This window comes from Methylophaga sp. UBA2689 (assembly GCA_002354555.1).
In the GTDB taxonomy this organism is placed as follows: Bacteria; Pseudomonadota; Gammaproteobacteria; order Nitrosococcales; family Methylophagaceae; genus Methylophaga.
This window is the reverse complement of record DELT01000044.1, coordinates 12554-31907: the sequence shown is the minus strand read 5'-3', so window position 1 is coordinate 31907 and position 19354 is coordinate 12554. Positions and strand designations below refer to the sequence as shown.

The 19354-nt window shown below is 45.6% G+C and carries 21 protein-coding genes; 5 read left to right on the top strand and 16 right to left on the bottom strand.

Going from position 1 to position 19354, the window contains the following annotated elements; translation table 11 throughout:
* Positions 1–24: 24 nt before the first annotated feature.
* The 9 genes from lptB to B3M51_RS04755 form a co-directional block, all read right to left on the bottom strand.
* Entirely contained in the window at positions 25–750 is a 726-nt protein-coding gene (gene lptB, locus B3M51_RS04795) for an LPS export ABC transporter ATP-binding protein (RefSeq protein ID WP_292479345.1), read from the bottom strand.
* Positions 751–763: 13 nt separating this feature from the next.
* Positions 764–1573 carry a lipopolysaccharide transport periplasmic protein LptA gene (gene lptA, locus B3M51_RS04790; RefSeq protein WP_292757199.1) on the bottom strand — a complete coding sequence of 270 codons (810 nt, stop codon included), beginning with the start codon at positions 1571–1573 and terminating at the stop codon, positions 764–766.
* Complete coding sequence (gene lptC, locus B3M51_RS04785) at positions 1554–2123, bottom strand: LPS export ABC transporter periplasmic protein LptC (RefSeq protein WP_292479343.1); 570 nt, start codon at positions 2121–2123, stop codon at positions 1554–1556. The genes lptA and lptC overlap by 20 nt, the downstream gene beginning before the upstream one ends.
* Positions 2107–2628: a 3-deoxy-manno-octulosonate-8-phosphatase KdsC gene (kdsC, locus tag B3M51_RS04780; protein ID WP_292356442.1), complete on the bottom strand. Its 522-nt coding sequence runs from the start codon at positions 2626–2628 to the stop codon at positions 2107–2109. Before kdsC ends, lptC begins: the two co-directional genes overlap by 17 nt.
* 17 nt (positions 2629–2645) lie before the next feature.
* Complete coding sequence (locus tag B3M51_RS04775) at positions 2646–3623, bottom strand: KpsF/GutQ family sugar-phosphate isomerase (RefSeq protein ID WP_292757197.1); 978 nt, start codon at positions 3621–3623, stop codon at positions 2646–2648.
* Entirely contained in the window at positions 3620–4606 is a 987-nt protein-coding gene (locus B3M51_RS04770) for a calcium/sodium antiporter (protein ID WP_292757195.1), read from the bottom strand. Before B3M51_RS04770 ends, B3M51_RS04775 begins: the two co-directional genes overlap by 4 nt.
* Positions 4607–4701: 95 nt before the next feature.
* The gene (locus tag B3M51_RS04765; RefSeq protein ID WP_292479339.1) at positions 4702–5430 is read right to left on the bottom strand and encodes an MlaA family lipoprotein; all 729 of its coding nucleotides are present in this window, start codon (positions 5428–5430) and stop codon (positions 4702–4704) included.
* 128 nt (positions 5431–5558) lie between these two features.
* On the bottom strand, positions 5559–6605 hold the full coding sequence (locus tag B3M51_RS04760) for a glycosyltransferase family 4 protein (RefSeq protein ID WP_292757193.1): 1047 nt from the start codon (positions 6603–6605) through the stop codon (positions 5559–5561).
* Positions 6605–7399, bottom strand: a complete 795-nt coding sequence (locus tag B3M51_RS04755) for a UDP-2,3-diacylglucosamine diphosphatase (protein ID WP_292479337.1) — start codon at positions 7397–7399, stop codon at positions 6605–6607. Before B3M51_RS04755 ends, B3M51_RS04760 begins: the two co-directional genes overlap by 1 nt.
* Before the next feature lie 139 nt (positions 7400–7538).
* Between B3M51_RS04755 and prlC the strand changes: the two genes are divergently transcribed.
* Complete coding sequence (gene prlC, locus B3M51_RS04750) at positions 7539–9578, top strand: oligopeptidase A (protein WP_292757222.1); 2040 nt, start codon at positions 7539–7541, stop codon at positions 9576–9578.
* A gap of 52 nt (positions 9579–9630) precedes the next feature.
* On the opposite strand, the gene B3M51_RS04745 is transcribed toward prlC, so the two are convergent.
* The 3 genes from B3M51_RS04745 to B3M51_RS04735 form a co-directional block, all read right to left on the bottom strand.
* Positions 9631–10047 carry a hypothetical protein gene (locus B3M51_RS04745; RefSeq protein ID WP_292479335.1) on the bottom strand — a complete coding sequence of 139 codons (417 nt, stop codon included), beginning with the start codon at positions 10045–10047 and terminating at the stop codon, positions 9631–9633.
* Positions 10048–10227: 180 nt separating this feature from the next.
* A complete protein-coding gene (locus B3M51_RS04740; RefSeq protein WP_292479334.1) occupies positions 10228–10494 on the bottom strand; it encodes a DksA/TraR family C4-type zinc finger protein in 267 nt (88 codons plus the stop codon).
* A 762-nt stretch (positions 10495–11256) separates the two neighbouring features.
* Positions 11257–12198: an MrcB family domain-containing protein gene (locus tag B3M51_RS04735; RefSeq protein ID WP_292757191.1), complete on the bottom strand. Its 942-nt coding sequence runs from the start codon at positions 12196–12198 to the stop codon at positions 11257–11259.
* 168 nt (positions 12199–12366) lie between these two features.
* On the opposite strand from B3M51_RS04735, the gene ubiD reads away from it, so the two are divergent.
* Positions 12367–13851, top strand: a complete 1485-nt coding sequence (ubiD, locus tag B3M51_RS04730; protein ID WP_292757189.1) for a 4-hydroxy-3-polyprenylbenzoate decarboxylase — start codon at positions 12367–12369, stop codon at positions 13849–13851.
* Here the strand turns inward: ubiD and B3M51_RS04725 are convergent.
* The 3 genes from B3M51_RS04725 to B3M51_RS04715 are packed head-to-tail and all read right to left on the bottom strand — an operon-like array spanning position 13840 to position 14903.
* Positions 13840–14229 carry an MAPEG family protein gene (locus B3M51_RS04725; RefSeq protein ID WP_292757187.1) on the bottom strand — a complete coding sequence of 130 codons (390 nt, stop codon included), beginning with the start codon at positions 14227–14229 and terminating at the stop codon, positions 13840–13842. The two genes, ubiD and B3M51_RS04725, sit on opposite strands and share 12 nt — an antisense overlap.
* 9 nt (positions 14230–14238) lie before the next feature.
* Complete coding sequence (locus B3M51_RS04720; RefSeq protein ID WP_292757185.1) at positions 14239–14673, bottom strand: molybdenum cofactor biosynthesis protein MoaE; 435 nt, start codon at positions 14671–14673, stop codon at positions 14239–14241.
* Positions 14674–14675: 2 nt separating this feature from the next.
* On the bottom strand, positions 14676–14903 hold the full coding sequence (locus B3M51_RS04715) for a MoaD/ThiS family protein (RefSeq protein WP_292479331.1): 228 nt from the start codon (positions 14901–14903) through the stop codon (positions 14676–14678).
* Positions 14904–14948: 45 nt separating this feature from the next.
* On the opposite strand from B3M51_RS04715, the gene moaC reads away from it, so the two are divergent.
* The 3 genes from moaC to B3M51_RS04700 all read left to right on the top strand — a co-directional run bounded on the left by moaC (position 14949) and on the right by B3M51_RS04700 (position 18516).
* On the top strand, positions 14949–15428 hold the full coding sequence (moaC, locus tag B3M51_RS04710; RefSeq protein WP_292479330.1) for a cyclic pyranopterin monophosphate synthase MoaC: 480 nt from the start codon (positions 14949–14951) through the stop codon (positions 15426–15428).
* 89 nt (positions 15429–15517) lie between these two features.
* Entirely contained in the window at positions 15518–16897 is a 1380-nt protein-coding gene (locus tag B3M51_RS04705) for a porin (protein WP_292757183.1), read from the top strand.
* Positions 16898–17193: 296 nt separating this feature from the next.
* Positions 17194–18516 carry an OprO/OprP family phosphate-selective porin gene (locus B3M51_RS04700; RefSeq protein WP_292757181.1) on the top strand — a complete coding sequence of 441 codons (1323 nt, stop codon included), beginning with the start codon at positions 17194–17196 and terminating at the stop codon, positions 18514–18516.
* Positions 18517–18531: 15 nt separating this feature from the next.
* Here the strand turns inward: B3M51_RS04700 and B3M51_RS04695 are convergent, their stop codons facing one another.
* Positions 18532–19338, bottom strand: a complete 807-nt coding sequence (locus tag B3M51_RS04695; RefSeq protein WP_292757179.1) for a molybdate ABC transporter substrate-binding protein — start codon at positions 19336–19338, stop codon at positions 18532–18534.
* Positions 19339–19354: the final 16 nt, after the last annotated feature.

The window sequence follows — 19354 nt, the reverse complement described above, 5'->3', positions numbered from 1 at the left end:
AAAGATCAACAAGCCCTAGTGAATTCATAGGCGAAAGTCCCGTCCCAGATAAACACTAAGAACATGCTTATCCTGGAGGATCTCATCAGGACTGCCTTTTGCGATCACTTCACCCTCGTTGAATATATAGGCACGCTCACAGACGCTCAGTGTTTCCCGTACATTATGGTCAGTGATTAAAATGCCAATACCTCTTGCGGCCAATGCCTTGATAATGCCCTGTATATCCAGAACAGAAATCGGATCCACACCGGCGAAGGGTTCATCCAGCAGGATAAATTGTGGATCCATGGCTAAGGCGCGGGCAATTTCAACACGTCGTCTTTCACCACCGGACAATGCCATGCCCAATGATTTGCGGATGTGGCCAATATGGAATTCTTCGAGTAATTTTTCCAGTAACTGTTTTTTGGCAACAATACTGAGGTTTTTCCGGGTTTCAATAATGGCGTATAGATTGTCTTCCACCGACAATTTACGAAATACCGAGGCTTCTTGGGGCAGATAACCTATACCCAATTGCGCCCGGGTATGGATGGGTTCATGGGTAAGATCTCGTTGATTTAGAAAAATACTGCCGTGATCGACTGGAATCAACCCGACAATCATGTAAAAACTGGTGGTTTTCCCCGCGCCATTAGGCCCAAGCAAGCCAACGATTTCACCACTGTTTACTTCAAGGGAAATATTTTTAACAACCTGCCGATCGCCAAATTGCTTGGCGAGCGACCTTGCAGAAAGCTGACTCATTTAAATTCCGTGATTATTCAGGATTCATTTGCAGGTAGCGTGCACTGACCCAACCAATAATGGCTTTATCACCACTCATGCCTCTGACTTGTATCCATTCAGGCTGACGGGTCAGCACGATCACTTCAGTGTTTTCAACAAATGCCCCAAGTCGTTCATATTGTGTTCCGGGCCCCGTTCTGACATTTAAAGTGGTCTGAGTCACCGCAGTCGGATAGCTCATATCAGATTGTTGTTCAGGAGCCTCGGTTAATGGTTGAGTTGTTTCAACAGCAGGTTCTGCTGGTTTAGGATTATTTTTTTCACGTTGGCCTGGTGGCTGGATGGTGATGTGAACGCGGCCACTGGACTGTTGCTGTCCATCGACTTCGACCGGTCTTGAGTTGGCAATAACAATATTTCTGTCGATATCGTATTCGATATGATTGCCACGGAATTCATCGCCTGACTGCCAGACATAACCCTGGCCGACCAGAAAGATACGTTGTTTGCTGGCATGGTATTCCATCTGCAGGGCTTTCGCTTTGACCGGTTTATCGCCTTCCTTATGTACCTGTTCATAAGTGGCAAGGTTGCCTTCGGCAATGGCTTTTTCCAATTCGCGGTTCTCATCATAGAAAAAAGTTATGACATCACCTTCGATACGTAAAGTGCCCTGTGTCAGTATGGCATCGCCTTTATATTGCGTGACACCGGTTTCGTCATCCAGCTGCGCGTGATCTGCTTCAATATTTATCGGTTGCTCCCGATCACTCGGTAAGGCGAGGGCAATTGAGGGGATGATCATGATTCCCCAAAGCAGATTAATTAACAGGTGGCGCATTATATTGTCCTCTCACCCTAGAGTGCAGATTAATAGTTTCTTCTTGTAAAGCGGCATGAAAACCCACTGAATGGGTATCGCCATGTGGCGATTTCATGGTCACCGGCTGATCGGTATATGCCGTGTTGTTGACAGTATCCAGATTCAGAACTTCAGTTAATAACTGTATTTCCGGTTGGTCTTTGTTGGTAATAATAACATTGCCGGTGAGAAGAATGTTCTCACCTTCACCCTGAGTTTCTGCATGGTCTGACTCAATGATCCAATCATTGTTTTCCGGTGCGATAAACAGGGTGTTTGGAGTGAAAATTTCAGTTCTATCATTCTCTGGATAGTGATAAAGCGTTTCCCCGGTAATTACCCGAGAAGGTTTGCCATTGATATCCATTACTGTCATCTTGAAATCAGTCATGCCAAAATCGATGCTGTAGTGTATGGCGGATTCAGTTTTTGGCGCTTCAGGCTTGCTAATCAACATCCACAGACTGATCCCCGCCACCAGCAGTAAAGCAAGTTTGAGATAAATTGGAATGTTAAAAATGGCGTTCAATTTGGTCCTGCAGGGTTCCCTGTCCTTCCATTATTAATTCACATACATCACGGGCAGCACCTCGGCCACCCATGGACGGTGTGATCCAGTGCGCATGTTTTTTCACCACAGCATCAGCATCCTGGACGGCTATCGCTAAACCGACTCTGCTCATGATGGACAAATCCACCCAGTCATCACCTACATAAGCACATTGTTCCGGTTTCAGCTTAAGGGTTTTTAACAGTTCCTCAAAGGCTGGCAGCTTTACTTTTTGTCCCTGGTAAACCAGATTAATTCCAAGACTTTGCATACGATGTTCAACCACTCTGGAAGTACGCCCAGTGATAATAGCAATATCGACACCGGTGTATTGCAGCAGTTTCATGCCATGACCATCACGCGAATTAAATGCCTTATGTTCCTCACCATCATCACCAATGATGATGCTGCCATCAGTCAACACACCATCCACATCAAAAATCACCAGCTTAATTTGTTTGGCACGAGCCGTTATATCTTGCATTGTTTATTTCCTGAAAATCAGACTACGCCAGCACGCAATAAGTCGTGCATATTCAACGCGCCAGTTAAATTATGGTTGTCATCGGTAATTAGCAGACCGTTAATCTTATATTGTTGCATCATCTGCAAAGCTTCCGCCGCCAGCATCTCTGACTGACCCGTTTTACAATGCTGTGTCATATGTTCCTGCAGCGGTGCGGTCAGAATATTCACTTCCTGTGCCAGTACTCGACGTAAATCACCATCGGTGAATATCCCCACCAGTTTGTCATCATTATCCACCACGGCGGTCATGCCCAGGCTTTTGTCTGACATTTCAATCAGCGCTTCACGCAGCAATGCCTGTTTATTTACTTTAGGGATAGCTGCGCCGGTATGCATGATGTCGCTGACACGTAATAATAACCGTCTACCAAGATTGCCGCCCGGGTGTGAAAGGGCAAAATCTTCAGCGGTAAAACCACGGGCTTCCAATAACGCAATGGCCAGTGCATCCCCCATCACTAACGCGACGGTAGTGCTGGATGTCGGGGCCAATCCCAGCGGGCAGGCTTCTTTTTTAACACTGACGTTGATAGTGGCATCAGCGCATAACGAAAGTGTTGAGTCCATCCGACCGCTCATGGTGATTAATGGCACACCCAGTCGTTTAATCAATGGCAATATGGTCAGTATCTCGGCCGTTTCACCGGAATTGGATAATGCCAGAACCACATCTTTGTCAGTGATCATGCCTAAATCACCATGACTGGCTTCTCCAGGATGCACAAAAAATGCCGGACTGCCGGTACTGGCTAATGTGGCGGCAATCTTACTGCCGATATGGCCTGACTTACCCATACCAATTACCACAATTCGCCCCTGACATTGCAGTAGATATTCACACGCACGAACAAAATCATCATCAACTCTATCGCGGAGCAACTTGACGGACTCCAGCTCGGTATCGATGACTGCCAGTGCCAGCTGTTTTAATTTATCCGAATCTATTTTCATATACCGATATGTACACCTTGATAGGCCAGCAAACTTATATAGCCTGTATAAACCAGCAGTAATAATAAACCAACCGGACGTCCCAATCGGCCTTTTAAACAAAATCGTGCAAATAGATAAAGCACGATTGTCAGGCCAATCATAAAGCTAAAATCGCGGGTTAGCAGTAGTGAATCCACTTTAGATGGATGAATCAGACCCGGCATGGCGAGAACAGCAAGCAGATTAAAGATAATTGAACCGAGAATATTACCAACCGCAATATCATGTTCATTTTTCAGAGCAGAAGAAATACAGGCGGCTAATTCTGGCAGGCTGGTGCCAATGGCAACGACGGTTAAGCCAATCACCAAATCACTAATGCCCAATAACTGCGCGACACCAGTTGCTCCCCAGACTAAGAGTTTAGCTCCGCCCAATAAGGCAATTAATCCAATCAAAAAAAGGATGATGGATTTTTTCAGTGAGCGTTTTGGCTGCTGATATTCCTGGCTAAATTCAATTTTCAGCGGATCGTCCTGAGCAATTTTAACGGCCAGCCAGGCCATGCCACCTAGCGTCAAAATGAAGCCAGTAAACAGAATCAGGCCATCAACCCGATCCAGTTCCATATCCCAGAGTAATAACAGCAGGGAGAGAAACATGATAAAGACTAATACCGGAAATTCTCTTCTCAAGGTAATGGAGTGAACCGCCAGAGGAGTGACCAGAATCGTGACGCCCAAAACCAGTCCAAGATTGCTGATATTGGAGCCAATAGCATTACCAATACCCAGGGCAGGAGCACCATCAAATGCGGCGAATGCGGAAACTATCATTTCTGGAGCAGAGGTACCAAAACCAACGATAGTCAAGCCGACAATTAAGGGAGCAACACCCAGGTTCGATGCAATGCCTGCCGCACCATCAATAAATTTATCCGCTCCCCAGATCAGTAGGATAAACCCACTGACAATGGCGCATATAAATAGAAAAGAAGTCATTTAATAGCCGATCATGGTACCTTGAAAACAAAAAGAGCCGGACTGAATCCGGCTCTTTTTATTATAACGATGGCGATCTGTAATGTCGCGATGTATTACTGGTCATCAAACAGATCAAAGTCATCATCTTCTGGCGGGTTACCATCGTGAACCAGATATTGACGACGCTGCAGATAGGCATTTCTAACGTATGCATATTCATCATCAGTGGCTTCATCCAAAACCCGTTCTGACTTCAGCAGATTGGCACGGGTATCCACTAAACGTGTTCCTGCAAATGCGTTACGTGCACCCGGACCTTCAACATACATCACCGGATCAGTAAACATATCGCCAACTAAACCAAATGAGTCACGCACAGTGCGGGGGCCAAAAAACGGTAATACGATATAAGCGCCGGGTTCAGCACCCCAGGCTCCCAGTGTCTGACCGAAATCTTCGTTACGTTTCTTGTTACCAGCATGACCGGCGACATCAAAGATACCTGCCACACCAACGGTGCTGTTTAACAGAAAACGGCCGGTATCATCAGCTGCCTGGTTAAATTTGCCTTGCAACAGACTGTTAATGGCGACTGTAATATCATTCAGGTTACTGAAGAAATTGCTGACGCCCCAGCTAATCGCATCGGGAACAACTGCATCGTAACCCTTGGCAACAGGTTTTAACACTGCCCGATCAACGGTATCGTTAAATTGATACATAGCCCGGTTATAGCTTTCATAAGGATCACGTTCATCAGGCGTTTGTACGGTGGCACAACCTGTAAACAGCACGACTAAACCGAGCAGGCTGAGTCTGAAAAAAACTTTTAGATCGAACATTGCGGCATTCCCTGAAACAAATTTACCGAGAATAATCTCACGGCAGTTCCAGGCTAATCAAGTGATCTGTTGTGCCAATACCAAGAAAGTATGATGGTGTTGTCACTTTGCAACAGCAAAAGGAATGTTCATCCGCTTTTCTGGCCGAGCATTTGCGCAGTTTTAACCTGACTTTCCAGATGGTTGTTATACATATAACTGGAAAATACTTCGCTGCATTTGTGCCAGCTATTTTCATGTGCATAAGCAATACAATCCGTTTTTTGCAGATTCAGCGCATTTAACGCCGCCTTGTGCAGATCCCAATCCAGCTCACCGGTTTTGCCCTGAATAATAATGTCTTTAGGTCCAGTGACCGGAAAAGCGGCTACGGGCAGACCGCAAGCCATCGCTTCCAGAATCACCAAGCCGAAGGTATCGGTCTGACTCGGGAAAACAAAAACATCTCCACCTGCCAGATAGGCAGCCAGTTCTTCAGCAAACCGGGCACCGGTAAAAATCACATCAGGATAGCGTTTTTGCAGCATCTCCAGGTCGGGACCATCGCCAATTACTACTTTACTGCCCGGTAAATCCAAATCCAGAAAGGCTTCAATGTTTTTTTCAACTGCAACCCGGCCCATATTAATAAAAACCGGGCGGGGTAAGTCATAATTTTGGGGATTATCCGCGGTAAATATCTTTGTATCCACGCCTCGTCCCCATACATACACATCCTGAAATCCATATTGTTGCAAGCGTTGCTGTTGTGAAATAGTTGGGACCAGTGTTCGCAACGCCGGGCGATGAAAACGTCTTAACCAGGCATAGCTCCAACTAAGCGGAATCGGTAAACGCAAACGCAGATATTCGGGAAACTGAGTATGAAATGATGTGGTAAAACGAATGTTATGACGAAGACACCAACGTCTTGCTGCCATGCCTAAAGGACCTTCAGTGGCAATATGCACTGCATCGGCTTGCAGATTGTCGAGCATATTAGCCAGTTTTCGGTAAGGCATTAATGCCAGACGAATAGACGGATAACTGGGACAGGGAATCGTTCTAAAATTCAGCGGTGTGAGCATGGTGACGTCATAGCCCATTTCCTGCAGATGGTCTCGGGTTTTCCCCAGAGTTCGCACAACCCCGTTAACCTGAGGCTCCCAGGCATCGGTAACAATCACCAGTTTCATCAAGCGGCTTTGGCAATTAAAACTTGCTGATTAAATAGCTCTGCCCAGGGGATGATTTCCATCTGACCATCAGGGTGCTCCACCAAAGCCGTACAGCTCTCAACCCAGTCACCACAGTTGTAATAATCAATATCCTGTATACGGGTTATTTCTGCACGGTGAATATGTCCACAAACCACACCATCAACGCCTTGTTTAGATGCTTCATGGGCCACAGCTTCTTCAAAATTACTGATGTATTGCACCGCATTTTTAACTTTATGTTTCAAAAACGCTGCCAGTGACCAATAGGTGAAGCCCATCTTACGGCGGAAGTAATTTACCCAGCGGTTGGCGCGTAATAAGAATTCATAGAGCCGGCTGCCAATTTTTGCCAGCATCGGCGAAATTTTTACCACGCTATCAAATTGATCGCCGTGAATGATTAATAACTTACGTTTATCGGCTGTTGTATGAATGATTTCATTATGAATCTGCACATTACCGAACACAGCACCATCATAATCCCGCAAAATCTCATCGTGATTACCTGGGACGAATATGACCTTGGTATTGTGTTTGGCTTTACCCAGCAACGTGCGAACAACGTTATTATGTTCCTGAGGCCAGTACATGCGCTTTTTCATTTCCCAGACGTCGATAATATCGCCGACCAGATAAAGATATTCGCATTCCACATTATGTAAAAAGTTAAGGAGGAGCTCGGCACTGCAGCCTCGGAAGCCAAGATGGATATCCGAAATGAACACAGTGCGAACTTTCAGCTTTTGCTTGTGACTTAGTTGTGTTTGCATAAGGCACTCTTTCACTTAAAATTCTGAGCAAACCTTATCTATTAGATATTGCAGTGTGATGACTGTTTTGTTGCGTTACCATGACAGTAACTTCACGCGCTACACTGCGGGCGATACCGAACCTAATCAGGACATTATTATGAGCAACCCATTATTGGAAAATCACCGTTTACCGCCATTTTCCGCAATAAAAGCAGAGCATGTTGAGCCGGCTATTGATCATGCGTTGAGCACTGCACGCAATAAGATTGACACTATTTTGAGCACGCTTTCAGAGCCGACATGGGATTCATTGGTACAGCCAATGGAAGATATGGATGCCCTGATTGACAGCGTCTGGTCGCCGGTCAGCCATATGAACTCGGTGGTCAACTCAGAAGAGCTGCGTCAGGCCTACAATGCCTGCCTGCCAAAACTCAGCGAGTTTTCGACTGAGTTGGGTCAGAACGAAATGTTGTATCAAGCCTATAAAGCCATTGCTGAAGGTGCTGAGTACCAGAAACTGGATACCGCCCAGAAAAAAGTCATTGATAATGCGGTCCGCGATTTTCGCCTGTCGGGTGTTGAGCTGGATCAGCAGCAACGTGATGAGTTTAAAAAACTGTCACAGCAAATGACAGAGCGCACCGCCAAATTTGAAGAAAATCTGCTGGATGCGACCCACGCATGGCGCAAGTTGATCACTGACGAGTCATTATTATCCGGTTTACCGCCATCGACTATTGAAATGGCTGAGCAAATGGCCAAACGTGAAGGTGAGGAAGGCTGGCTGTTTACGCTGGACTTTCCTTCTTATATGCCAGTCATGTCCTACGCTGATAATCGTGAATTGCGGGAAGAAATGTATACCGCGTTTGCCACCAAGGCTTCCGATCAGGGCCCGAATGCTGGCAAATGGGATAACACTGAAGTGATGCTGGATATTTTGAACCTGCGTCATCAATTAGCTAACCTGTTGGGTTTTGCCAATCACGCCGAACGTTCTTTGGCCACCAAAATGGCGCAATCACCGCAACAGGTTCTCGACTTTTTGCAGGATTTAGCCAAGCGCTCCAAACCCATTGCCGAGCAGGAATATGCCGAATTACGCGCCTTTGCTAAATCAACTGCCGATCAGGATCAACTCGAAGCCTGGGATGTCACCTATTTTGCTGAAAAACTGCGTCAGCAGCGTTATTCAATTTCACAGGAAGAATTAAAACCTTACTTCCCGGAAGACAAAGTGGTGAATGGCCTGTTTGCCGTGGTCAATCGCTTATACGGACTGGATATTCGGGAGCGCAAGGATGTGGATGTCTGGCACAAAGACGTCCGTTTCTTTGAAATCGTTGCTGAGGATGGCAATGTGCGTGCTCAGTTCTATCTGGATTTATATGCCCGTCAGCATAAGCGAGGTGGGGCGTGGATGGATGAATGCAAGGCTCGCCGTCGTACTGCCGAAGGTATTGAAATTCCGGTGGCATTTCTGACCTGTAATTTTTCTGAGCCAGTTGGCGATAAACCGGCTTTGTTTACCCATGATGAAGTGACTACGCTGTTCCATGAATTTGGTCATGGCCTGCATCATATGCTGACCAAAATTGAATATGCTGGGGTGTCCGGTATTAACGGTGTGGCGTGGGATGCGGTCGAATTACCAAGTCAGTTTATGGAAAACTGGTGCTGGGAACGTGAAGCACTGGATTTGATTTCAGGTCATTACCAAACCGGTGAAAAATTGCCTGATGATTTGTTCGACAAAATGCTGGCGGCACGTAACTTCCAATCGGCAATGATGATGTTGCGTCAGCTGGAATTCTCGTTATTTGATTTTCGTCTGCATCTCGAATTCAATCCGAATGAGCCGAATCAGGTCGAAAAAATTCTGGAACAGGTGCGTAATGAAGTCACCGTGGTCAAACCACCCAAGTTCAACCGTTTTGCTCATAGCTTTGCTCATATCTTTGCCGGGGGGTATGCCGCTGGTTATTACAGTTACAAATGGGCAGAAGTGCTGTCAGCCGATGCGTTCTCCAAGTTTGAAGAGAAGGGTATCTTTGATCGGCAAACCGGTCTGGAATTTCTCGAAGCCATTCTTGAACAGGGTGGTTCCCGTGAACCAATGGAACTGTTTATTGAGTTCCGTGGCCGCGAACCACAGATTGATGCACTGTTAAGACATACCGGCATTGCCGCATAAACCAAAAAGGGCCGAAAGGCCCTTTTTTTATAATGATTGTTGCTAGCTGAATTTACGAATTCATACACATCTGCACAGCTTCCTGTGCATTTACAACCATTCGTGTTGCCTGATCTTTAGTCAGTTTACCTGCTTCGATATCCTGCAGAATAGTTTGATTCAACTCTTGAGTGGTCTGAGCAATATCAGCCCCTTGAGTCACCGGTAAAATGGCTTTATCACGATATACTTCAGGGAAGTCTTTTAAAGCCTTCAACTGACAACTTGCCATTCTGGTGACATAAGCATTGGCTTCTGACTCAACCGCTGCTTCAGTCATTTCCGGTCTGGCAGCATTTAATTGCTTTATAACCATTGGTTTTAATTGGGTGGTGTAGTTTGATGTATAGTTTTGTTCATCCTGCTCATCAATCGCCAGGGTCTGTTGTGCAGCAAAAATAAAAGGTAATGCCAGTAATAATTTTTTCATTTTATATTTCTCAAATTGGTAGCCAGATAAATTCAGACTTTCTATGAATGACTTTAAAGCGGCCGGTATCAAATTGTTGTGAATTACTTAAGTGAATCCACATTACAGCTTTACATAGTTGAATACTGAAAAGCAAAAGAGCACCGAAGTGCTCTTTTTATAGCGAATAAAATACGCGAATTAACGTAGCTGACTATCCTTACTGCCACGCCGATTAAACAGATTAAACGCCTTGTCTTCCTTATCGATCATTTCCTGACATTTCACACAAAGTCGAACGCCCGGCACGGCTTCACGACGTGCCTGGGGGATTTCCTTTTCACACTCTTCACAATGCGTCAGGCTTTCGCCTTTAGGTAAGCGGGAACGTGCCTGTTGAACACCATCCTCAACACTGGCATCAATTTGATCCTGCACCGCACCATCTTTAGACCATCCTCCAGCCATAACACCCTCCAACTGACTGACTTCACAGCTTTATTTAAGCATATTAAACCTATATTGGGGTGGATGCGATAAAAGGCAAGATGATAAAGATGCAGTGTATTTCCAAGGGTAGGTTGGGTTGAGCTTGTGAAACCCAACAATCTCATTTTTAAAGCAGGAACCTAAATTTTGAGATGAGCACCAACTATGCCCTTTTGTGTTGATAAAAAGCTGTCATTCCCGCGCAGGCGGGAATCTAGTGAATGTTATAGGCTTGCGATGAGTTTTTCGAAGCCTAAAAAACTCATTGGTTCCATGACTTGGAACGCTGCCGCGGGGCGTTCATTTCTTTTGTTTGCCCAAAAGAAACGAACCAAAGAAAAAGGCACCCCTTGTGTTGGCCTGCGGCTTCACTGCGTTGCGTTTTTTGTCAGGGAGACTCACCAAACTCGCTGCGCTCAAACAGGTAAGTCTCTAATCCTGACAAAAAGCCGCTACTCGTCAACACAAAAGGGGAATCCAAGAGCACCCACGCTTGAAGCACTTCCCTCAATGCCCTTATACGAAGCCGAGCATCGCAGAGCTGGTCGGAGTAGCATGACGGCTGTTTGACCGAAGGGAGTTTCCGTCATGCCCGACCAGATCGAGAAGCGCAGGGAACCCGCAGGGCGAGTATGGGCTGGCCTTTTTTGGTTCGTTTTTTGGCCACGCAAAAAATGAACAGTGGGCTTTAGTCCACAATTAAAAACCTGGTTTACTTGTTCAATTAAACTACGTCTATATTCAACTTAAATAATTAGCTTTAAATTCTTCCACTTTATCAACAAACTCCGAACGATGAATCATTCTGTGACAGTTCGAACAAAGTACAGAAAAATCATTTTTAGGATCTAAAGTGACCTTTTGCCCCTTCAGGGTATGCAAGGGAGTTAAATGATGGGCTTCGATGTAACTTTTCCCAATCTCTCCATATCTCTCTGAAAAATCAAAACCACATGCTTTGCATTTGTATCCATGAATTTTTTTGGCGGCTTCTGATAGTTTTCTATTTCGCTCAATGCGTTTATGTTCTCTAATTTTTGTCAGATCTTCCTGGTTTAGATTTTGTTCATCCTCTTCAATTGCAATTGAAGATGCAGGGCTTAGATCTTTAATAACTAAGCGAAAATAATAATTAACTAATTCTCGCAGGTCATTTTCCAATGTTTTATCATCAGGAATCTTCCCTCGTTTATAAAATTTTGAACAAATTGCCCCAGCTTCATAAAAAGCCCCTAAATCTGATGGTTTTTTCACTGAAAGATCAATTGAACCAGATATAAATTCATTGGGTATTTTTCCAAGCCTAGCTATATAGTCTGAGGCCCTGGCCCTAAGTGCAACTTTGGCGTCTGAACCGTATAATTGACGGACGGTAGTTACCCCTTGGTTTAGTGATAAATAGACTCCTGAGAAGTCTTCTTTTACTAAATAGACAAGATAGAAGCCTTCCTGGGCAGATTCAGTTACGAAGCGGTCATATATTGCTATCCATGGCACCTTCACCCAATTACCTTGCCCTGCACTTCCATGGACAATGTAGCGGTCTTCAAATGCAAGTAACTCTCTTAAGGTAGATGGGATTTCATTTCTAATAAAATCAGCTACAGGGTGACCTGAAAATTTTTGTTTTAGGGCAACAGGGTATTCTTCCAGAAATAGATTGATTGCTGTACTGATACTCATAAGTTTTATCCGGAGTCTACTGAATAATTATTATCATTTTTAATTTAACTGTTTTAGGTTGAACTTAATTTTTTTATTTGACTAGGATTAAATGAATATCCCTGAAGTCTTATAGATAGGCTTAAAGTGCTAACCTAAAATAACATTTACAAGAATAAAACCAACGATATGAAATACACTGACCTAAGAGACTTCATCACCAACCTGGAAAAACAGGGCGAGCTAAAACGCATTACCACCGAGATAGATCCCCATCTGGAAATGACGGAGATTTGTGATCGGGTGTTGCGTGCTGGTGGTCCGGCGATTTTGTTTGAGAACCCGAAGGGCAGCAAAATTCCGGTATTAGCGAATCTGTTTGGCACGCCTAAACGGGTGGCATTGGGGATGGGGGAGGATTCGGTTGAGGCGTTACGTGAAGTCGGTAAGTTGCTGGCTTTTTTGAAAGAGCCTGAACCACCTAAGGGTATGAAAGACGCCTGGGATAAGTTGCCGATCTTTCGGCAGGTGTTGAATATGGGCCCGAAGGTGGTGAAAAAAGCCCCTTGTCAGGAGCAGGTGATTGAGGGTGATGCGATTGATTTGGCTGAGTATCCCATTCAATTATGCTGGCCGGAAGATGCGGCACCTTTAATTACCTGGGGTTTGGTGGTCACCAAAGGGCCGCATAAAACCCGGCAGAATTTGGGTATTTATCGTCAGCAGGTGATTGGTAAAAACCGAGTGATTATGCGTTGGTTATCGCATCGTGGTGGGGCATTGGATTTTAAGGAATGGCAGCAAACGCATCCCGGCGAACCGTTTCCTATAGCTGTGGTGCTGGGCTGTGATCCGGCGACTATCCTAGGTGCTGTGACCCCCGTTCCAGACACGCTTTCTGAATATGCGTTTGCTGGTCTGCTACGCGGTAGCAAAACCGAGTTGGTGAAATGTATCGGCAGTGATTTGCAAGTGCCTGCCCAAGCCGAGATTGTATTGGAAGGCTTTATCTACCCGGACGATATGGCGCCGGAAGGGCCGTATGGTGATCACACCGGTTATTACAATGAAATCGACAGCTTTCCGGTTTTTACCATTGAGCGAATTACTCAACGTAAAAATCCGATTTATCACAGCACTTACACCGGTCGTCCACCCGATGAGCCGGCGATTCTGGGTGTGGCACTTAACGAAGTATTTGTGCCGATTCTGCAAAAACAGTTTCCGGAAATTGTCGACTTTTATCTGCCACCTGAAGGCTGTTCATATCGTATGGCAGTGGTCAGCATGAAAAAACAATATGCCGGTCATGCCAAACGGGTGATGATGGGAGTGTGGTCGTTTTTACGGCAGTTTATGTATACAAAATTCGTGATCGTCGTCGATGATGATGTGAATGTACGCGATTGGCAGGATGTGATCTGGGCGATTACCACCCGGATGGATCCTGCTCGGGATACGGTGTTGATTGAAAACACACCGATTGATTATCTGGATTTTGCCTCACCGGTATCGGGACTTGGTTCCAAAATGGGAATGGATGCCACCAATAAACTGCCCGGTGAAACCAACCGTGAGTGGGGCAGACCGATTGAGAAAGATCCGGCGATTGTCGCTCGGGTTGATGCGATTTGGTCAGAGTTGGGATTGGATGACGACGACTCAGCCCGGTAATTGAATACCGACAAAAGCCAACACATTCAACACGGCCATAATGATCAGCAGCCAGATGGTGAATTGCATACCAATAATCCGGCGAGTAATGATGGCTTTGCTGACGCCATTGGCATGAATCAGTCGACCAATGATAAACAGGCTGCCCAGTAAATGAATTAACCAGGCGGGACCCTGGCTGAGTTCTAATAGTAATAACAGCAGCAAACCAATCGGCAGATATTCAACGGCATTGGCATGAGCACGAATTGCAGCAAGTAAATCCTGATGGCCACCATCGCCTAAAGCTACTTTATGTTGCCGCCGCAGACTAATGACATTTCGGGCTAGCGCAACAATCATCAGAGCGGCCAAAGCGGCATACATTCCGGTAATCATTGTCAGCTCCTATAAACCATCAGTATTGGATTCTACCCAGCGTTCGCCGCTCTGGTTTTGTTCTTTTTTCCAAAATGGTGCTTTGTATTTCAGCTCTTCTATCAGCCAATTACAGGCATCCAGAGCTGCACGGCGATGGGCTGACCAGCAACCAATTAACACAATGGCTTCACCAGGGAACACTTCACCTACCCGATGCACGATCAGGCAATCATTTAACGGCCAGTCGGTTTTAGCCTGTTTTTCTAATTGTTCGAGATAACGCTGAGTCATGGCGGGATAATGTTCCAGCGTCATGGTTCTGACGGTAGCTTCATCATTATAATCACGCATGGTTCCGATAAAGCTGGCAGCTGCGCCATCTCTGCCTGCAGGCATCTGCTGAGAAAACTCGCTGAGCCATTGATAAGGCTGAAAGTCTTCATCAAGAATGTGCGTGGTCATGATTAACCTCCGGTGACCGGCGGGAAGAAAGCGACTTCATCACCATCATTTACCTGACTTTGCATATTGGCGTAGTCAAGATTGACGGCGACCAGTAAGTTATTTGGTGGGGTGGCTGATTGCGTCGCCAGGTCCCAAACTTCGGACACAGTGGAAGCCCGTTCTACTGTGGTCTCACTCTGTCCCAGACTTTCTCGCAGGCTGGCAAAAAATTTGACTTGAATAGACATCTGGTTGATTGTTTCCTGGATCAAAACATAAGGATAACACCCAAAATGGCAGAATTAACGCATTTTAATCAGGCTGGCGAAGCACATATGGTCGATGTCGGTGATAAGGCAGTGACGCAGCGCAAGGCCGTCGCCAGCGGAAGGATTATCATGTTGCCGGAAACGCTGAAACTGATTGAGCAGGGCAATCATAAAAAAGGTGATGTGTTGGGGATTGCCCGCATCGCTGGCATTATGGCGGCCAAACGCACCTCGGATTTAATTCCGCTATGTCATCCGCTGGCATTAAGCAAAGTGACTGTTGAGTTTGAAGTTGATGCAGCAAACAATGCCGTTAATTGTCAGGCTGAAGTCGCTACGTCCGGCCAAACCGGTGTGGAAATGGAAGCCCTTACTGCGGTGCAGGTTGCGTTGCTGACTATCTATGATATGTGTAAAGCGGTCGATCGCGGCATGGTGATCTCCGACGTCTGTCTGCAGGAAAAAGCCGGTGGTAAATCAGGTCACTGGCAACGTTCTATATAAATAAAAAATTCTTCAATCCACTTCTTTATTCACAAAATTAAGTTTGAATTCAGCAACTGTTGCCTAAACTGACAATAGGATTTTTTCCTATGTTTTCGGGTGATTATTTTCCCGAATACCGCAACTTAACGCTGAGTTATTCAATGTCCAATTTTGCTTCAAAACTGCTGTTTGTATTATTTCTCGGTTTGCCACTGGTCAGCCACGCTTCTGAATTACGTTTATTAATTGATATGTTGCATGAAAATGGCATGGTCAGCGAAGAACAGTATGGTCGTTTGTTGGCAGAGCTGGAGCAGAACCAACAGCAATCGGCAAAAGAAAAACAGCAAATAACAGAAAAACTTGAATTAGCCACTCAGCCGCCTGAAGTGGAAGTCACCACTAAAGGTGGGTTACGCGTCAGAACGACTGATGGTCAATTTGAAACCCGCCTGCGAGGGCGCTTAATGATCGATGCCGCCGATTATGATGGCGCGCCTGATATTGCCGATGGAACCAACATTCGTCGTGCTCGCCTGGCCTGGTCGGGGCGAATCTATAGCGATTGGATATTCAAGTTGGATTACGATTTCACGGATGGGGGTGAATTAAAAGATTCATATATTGGTTACACAGGTTTTTCTAACGCTCGTTTAAGAATGGGCTTAATGGAAATTCCCTTGGGTCTGCAATATCGCAGCAGTTCGGCCAATTCGCAGTTGATTGAACGCAGCTTACTTGGAGCATTCGGTGGCGACCGTTATATCGGTTTGATGGCTGACACCAAGCGACAGCATTGGAGTGCTGCGGCCGGGATTTTCGGTGATGATGCCAATGAACAGCGGCAGAGAAATGATGAAGGATGGGGTGTTGGTGCTCGTGTCACCATGGCACCCGTCAATCATAACAATAAGGTTTTACATTTTGGATTGGCCTCTTTTTACCGGCATTTAAATGATCAGGCGACATTGAGATTTGATGAGCAGCCCGAAGCCCGGGTGGCCGGCTTTGATATTGTTGATACCGGTATTATTTCTGGCGCACGGACCTACACCCAAAGCGGAGTGGAATGGGCAGCAGTACTAAATCGCTGGTCTGCTCAGGCTGAGTACATGATGACCGATGTACGGCGAACCGTGGGACAGGATGTTGGATTTTCCGGGGGACATATTCAAAGCGGTTTTTTTCTGACCAATGATTCGTTGAATTATGAAAATGGCGATTTCGGCAGTCCACAACCAAATCATCTTGTGGGTGAGGGCGGTCTCGGCGCTTGGGAACTGGTTGCCCGCTACAGCACCCTGGATTTAACTGATGAAGATATTATTGGTGGCGAAATAGACAGTCTCACTTTTGGGCTGAACTGGTATCCGGTGCCAATGCTTCGATTTTCTGCCAATTACATTAATGTTCTGAATGTTGATGGTGGACCAAATGCAGGACTAAAACCGCGTATTTTTCTGGTACGCAGCCAATGGGCGTTTTAGCTGAAATATTACAATTATCATAAGCGAGTTTTGAGGTTACATAATTATCTGGAGATTAAATTAATAATATCTCTCATTCCCGGTGTTTAAACAGTCACAAAAAAGCTAATCAGGAGTTGACTAAGTTGTTTAAAGACGAGGTTAAACGCTTATTTCGTTGCAGGGTTTTTAGTAAATTAGAACTTCATCACAATAGCAAAATATTACTGCTTTTTTTGATCGGAAATATTAATGCTGGTTCCAAATGTGTCGATAATATTACAGAAGATTTTCGACCATAAAAAAGGAACAAACTAATGCTATTCAAAAAACACCTGCTGACAGCTGCTATCGGCCTGTCTCTCAGCTTTTCGGTTCAGGCATCGGAACTGGAGACGCTGATAAATATGCTGCATGAAAATGGCATGGTAACTGACGAACAATACGGTCGGTTGATGGGCGAACTTGCTGAAAACAAAGCCACTAAAGAGCAGGAAAAAGCAGAGATAGATGAAAAGCTGGCTGAAGCAACCAAACCCTCAGATATTGAAATATCAACCAATGGCGGTTTATCGTTAAAAACCCGAGACGGTCAGTTTTCTACAAAAGTTGGTGGACGGCTACAGGTTGATGCCGCCGCTTATGGTGGTTCACCGGATATGGGGGATGGTACGGATATCCGTCGTGCCCGTTTGTATATCGCCGGTCAGCTGTATCGCGATTGGGGTTATAAACTGGAATACGAGTTTGATAACGACAGTATTACCGATGCCTTTATTAGCTATAACGGATTCGAAAACTATCAAATCATGGCGGGTAATTTCAAAGACCCATTTACGTTGGATTATATGACCAGTGCCAATAACACCATGTTTATGGAGCGGGCATTACCCACAGCCTTTAATGCCGGACGGCATGTCGGTCTGATGGGCGCTCGTAACAGCAAACACTGGACTTTGGCTGCAGCTCTGATGGGCGATACTGTTGGTAATACAGGTGGTACTGAGGACGAAGGTTGGGGCTGGAGTACACGTGGAACGCTGGCACCGATTAATGAAGCCGGTAAACTGGTTCATCTCGGTTTAGGTTTTAATTACCGCGATTTGCAACCGAACAATCAGGTGCGGTTCAGTCAGGCCTCTGAAACAAATGTCTCAAGTGTTCGCATAGTTGATACAGATATTTTGACAAACGCTGACACGATGCTGAAAAGTGGTTTGGAATTTGCCACAGTAATGGGACCTTTTACTGCCCAGGCAGAATATATTCGTGCTTCAGTTGAACGTGACAATATCAGCGATGCTGATTTTGATGGCTGGTATCTGCAAAGCAGCTATTTGCTTACCGGTGAATCCCGTCCTTATAAAAACGGCGTTTTTGGTGGTATCAAACCTAATCGTCGCGTAGGTGATGGTGGCATCGGTGCATGGGAAGTCGCTATGCGTTACAGCTCACTGGATCTGAATGATGGTGCAATTGAAGGTGGAGAAGCCGATTCAATGACCTTGGGGCTGAACTGGTATCCCGTGCCGATGTTACGGTTCTCAGCGAATTACGTACATGTCCTGGATGTCGATGGCGGAACGTTTGATGGTCAGGAACCCGATGTATTCCAGGTTCGCAGCCAGTGGGCGTTCTAACGTAGCAACTTAACCTTAATCAGCGGTAAAACCATGGCGATGTAATGTGCTCTGTGCTTCGGGGCTGAGCATATACATCGCCAGTTTTTTTGTAGCGTCGGGTGCGCCTTGGCGGATGATCAAACCATACTCGGCCCCTACGGCCAGATTGTCTGGTAGTTGAATTATCTGCAGTTCAGGCAGTTCTTGTTTTGCCAATACCGCATTGGTGCAATAAGTCAGAAACACATCCACTTGGTATTGTTGCATTACCCAGGCATATTGATTTCGAGTTTCAGGTGCTTTGGGACTGTCGGGCCCACCAGTTAATTGCCGGGCTTTTTTGCTCAGTATCTTAAAACTCCCCGGATAAATCTGTTCAGCTTTGTTGAACATTTCCCAGGCATAATCCCCACTGGGATCATATTTGGGAGTAGAAGTCCCTAATCGAATGTTTTTATCTAGCAAAGTTTCCAAAAAATTGTTGTTGGTCAGTTTAATATCAGGTTGAGCCAAAGCGCACAGTTGATTCCGGGTTAGTAGTGTTACCGTTTCTCCCCAGCCCCCCTGAGTGGCCAGAGTTTGTGGGTGAGCCATGTTGGCCGAGACAAAAATATCGACGGTTTCCCCAGTTTCAATCGCTTCCCTTAATAATCCACTTGGCCCAAACTGACTATTAATCTGGATATCATGCAGGTGCCTATAGTCGTTCAATATTTCGCTGAGAGCAGTTTTCAGGCTACCTGCGGCATAAAGTGTTATGACATCGGCTCTGGCCGTATTAAGAGGTCCAAGCATCATTATTGTCAGCCATAGAATTCGCAACATTGTTTGAGTGCTCATGTATGTGTTCATCGTT

What these genes read in the sequence shown, in the direction of transcription:
- B3M51_RS04720 (WP_292757185.1), bottom strand. Translation starts at nt 14,673, where the DNA reads ATGACCACGCACATTCTTGATGAAGACTTTCAGCCTTATCAATGGCTC.
- B3M51_RS04725 (WP_292757187.1), bottom strand. Translation starts at nt 14,229, where the DNA reads ATGATTACCGGAATGTATGCCGCTTTGGCCGCTCTGATGATTGTTGCG.
- B3M51_RS04740 (WP_292479334.1), bottom strand. Translation starts at nt 10,494, where the DNA reads ATGGCTGGAGGATGGTCTAAAGATGGTGCGGTGCAGGATCAAATTGAT.
- B3M51_RS04775 (WP_292757197.1), bottom strand. Translation starts at nt 3,623, where the DNA reads ATGAAAATAGATTCGGATAAATTAAAACAGCTGGCACTGGCAGTCATC.
- B3M51_RS04755 (WP_292479337.1), bottom strand. Translation starts at nt 7,399, where the DNA reads ATGCAAACACAACTAAGTCACAAGCAAAAGCTGAAAGTTCGCACTGTG.
- prlC (WP_292757222.1), top strand. Translation starts at nt 7,539, where the DNA reads ATGAGCAACCCATTATTGGAAAATCACCGTTTACCGCCATTTTCCGCA.
- B3M51_RS04770 (WP_292757195.1), bottom strand. Translation starts at nt 4,606, where the DNA reads ATGACTTCTTTTCTATTTATATGCGCCATTGTCAGTGGGTTTATCCTA.
- B3M51_RS04765 (WP_292479339.1), bottom strand. Translation starts at nt 5,430, where the DNA reads ATGTTCGATCTAAAAGTTTTTTTCAGACTCAGCCTGCTCGGTTTAGTC.
- B3M51_RS04760 (WP_292757193.1), bottom strand. Translation starts at nt 6,605, where the DNA reads ATGAAACTGGTGATTGTTACCGATGCCTGGGAGCCTCAGGTTAACGGG.
- lptA (WP_292757199.1), bottom strand. Translation starts at nt 1,573, where the DNA reads ATGCGCCACCTGTTAATTAATCTGCTTTGGGGAATCATGATCATCCCC.
- B3M51_RS04705 (WP_292757183.1), top strand. Translation starts at nt 15,518, where the DNA reads ATGTTTTCGGGTGATTATTTTCCCGAATACCGCAACTTAACGCTGAGT.
- moaC (WP_292479330.1), top strand. Translation starts at nt 14,949, where the DNA reads ATGGCAGAATTAACGCATTTTAATCAGGCTGGCGAAGCACATATGGTC.
- B3M51_RS04695 (WP_292757179.1), bottom strand. Translation starts at nt 19,338, where the DNA reads ATGAGCACTCAAACAATGTTGCGAATTCTATGGCTGACAATAATGATG.
- B3M51_RS04700 (WP_292757181.1), top strand. Translation starts at nt 17,194, where the DNA reads ATGCTATTCAAAAAACACCTGCTGACAGCTGCTATCGGCCTGTCTCTC.
- B3M51_RS04745 (WP_292479335.1), bottom strand. Translation starts at nt 10,047, where the DNA reads ATGAAAAAATTATTACTGGCATTACCTTTTATTTTTGCTGCACAACAG.
- kdsC (WP_292356442.1), bottom strand. Translation starts at nt 2,628, where the DNA reads ATGCAAGATATAACGGCTCGTGCCAAACAAATTAAGCTGGTGATTTTT.
- B3M51_RS04735 (WP_292757191.1), bottom strand. Translation starts at nt 12,198, where the DNA reads ATGAGTATCAGTACAGCAATCAATCTATTTCTGGAAGAATACCCTGTT.
- lptB (WP_292479345.1), bottom strand. Translation starts at nt 750, where the DNA reads ATGAGTCAGCTTTCTGCAAGGTCGCTCGCCAAGCAATTTGGCGATCGG.
- B3M51_RS04715 (WP_292479331.1), bottom strand. Translation starts at nt 14,903, where the DNA reads ATGTCTATTCAAGTCAAATTTTTTGCCAGCCTGCGAGAAAGTCTGGGA.
- ubiD (WP_292757189.1), top strand. Translation starts at nt 12,367, where the DNA reads ATGAAATACACTGACCTAAGAGACTTCATCACCAACCTGGAAAAACAG.